At 74.2% G+C, this 1,400-nt stretch carries 2 protein-coding genes; one reads left to right on the top strand and one right to left on the bottom strand.

Annotated features, from left to right (window positions below; genetic code table 11):
* Window positions 1–71 precede the first annotated feature (71 nt).
* Window positions 72–863, top strand: coding sequence for a response regulator transcription factor (locus tag OOT08_RS10940; protein ID WP_325092672.1), 792 nt, complete (start codon window positions 72–74; stop codon window positions 861–863).
* 13 nt (window positions 864–876) lie between these two features.
* Here OOT08_RS10940 and OOT08_RS10935 read toward each other — a convergent pair.
* Window positions 877–1,400, bottom strand: a 524-nt coding sequence (locus tag OOT08_RS10935) for an anti-sigma factor (RefSeq protein WP_325092671.1), incomplete at its 5' end; no start/stop codon positions are given.

Raw genomic sequence — 1,400 nt, 5'->3', positions numbered from 1 at the left:
GGCAGCGCCGAGGCGGGCCCCCTCGCGCGGGGCTGGGCCCTCACGGCGAGCATCCCGATCCGGGGCGAAGCATGAGCGCCGACGCCGCGAACCCAGCCCCCGCGCCCATCCGGGTCCTGCTCGTTGACGATCAGCCGCTGGCCCGCCTCGGCATCTCGCTCTCCCTCGGCAGCGACCCGGGCATCTCCGTGATCGCGGAGGCGGGCACGGGAGAGGAGGGCATCGCCCTGGCCGAACGGATGCGCCCGGACGTGATCGTGATGGACGTGCGGATGCCCGGCATCGGCGGCATCGAAGCCACCCGTCGCCTCACGAGCCAGACGCCGGGGGCCCCGGTGCTCGTGCTCACCTCCTTCGATCTGGACCGCTTCGCCTTCGGGGCGTTGCGCGCCGGGGCGAGCGCGTTCCTCCTCAAGAGCGCCGCCCCGGAGGAGCTGGTCGCCGCCGTGCGGACGGTGCATGCCGGGGACGCGGTCGTCGCGCCGCGGATCACGCGCCGCCTGATCGAGCACTTCACGGAGCGTCCCGCTGGCGCGGCCGATCCGATCGGCTCGGCTGCTCCGGCTGACTCGGTGCGTCCGCCGGTATCCCCGGCTCCCGAGCCTGCCGCGGGCCGGGCGCCGGACGCCCTGGAGGCACCGGACTCCCTGGAGGATCAATTGGCCGCGCTGAGCCCGCGCGAGCTGGACGTGTTTCTCGCGGTCGCGACGGGGCTCACAAACGGCGAGATCGCCGACCGGCTGTTCCTGAGCACCGCGACCGTGAAGAGCCACATCAACCGCATCTTCGCCAAACTGCACCTGCGGGACCGGGTGCACGCGGTCCTGCTCGCCCACCGGCTCGGGATCACGGCGCGGGAGTAGCCGCTCGGCTCCGCTAGGCCGGGATGCCGTCCGAGTCGCCCCTCGTGCGCTCCCCCGCGTCGACCGCAAAGGTGAGCAGGGGTTCGGTGCTCGGCGTGCCCGTGGCCGAGCCGTCCGCGGCTTCCTCGGTCACGATGACGGTGTCGCCCGGGGCAAGGACCCCCATGATGGGCACCGCGCTCAGGCCCTCCTCCGGCACGAAGGTGCCCGCCGAGGTCGCGGTGGCGTCGCGGATGAGCCAGAGCTCGTAGCTGCCGCCGCCGTCGGGCGCGCTCATGCCCTCGGTGATGAGCACGGCCTGGCCCTGACGCGCGGACCAGGACAGGGTCGCCTCGCCCCCGCCCGGGACCTGCGCGGTGACGCGCATGCCGTCCTCGGCGCCCTCCACCTGTTCCAGCGTCGTCCCCTGCTCCGAGCCGCCCGGGTTCAGGACGCTGAGCAGCGCCCCGGAGCCGACCCCGAGCAGCAACGCGATCGCGACGATGCCCGCGAAGAAGCGCTGCCGGCGCTTGCGCCGCGTGAGGCCGCGCCGCAGGG

Origin of the sequence: Leucobacter sp. M11 (genome assembly GCF_035726885.1) — a bacterium.
In the GTDB taxonomy this organism is placed as follows: Bacteria; Actinomycetota; Actinomycetes; order Actinomycetales; family Microbacteriaceae; genus JAPFRB01.
Note: the sequence above shows the minus strand (reverse complement) of the source record. Positions and strands in the feature narration are given on the sequence as shown.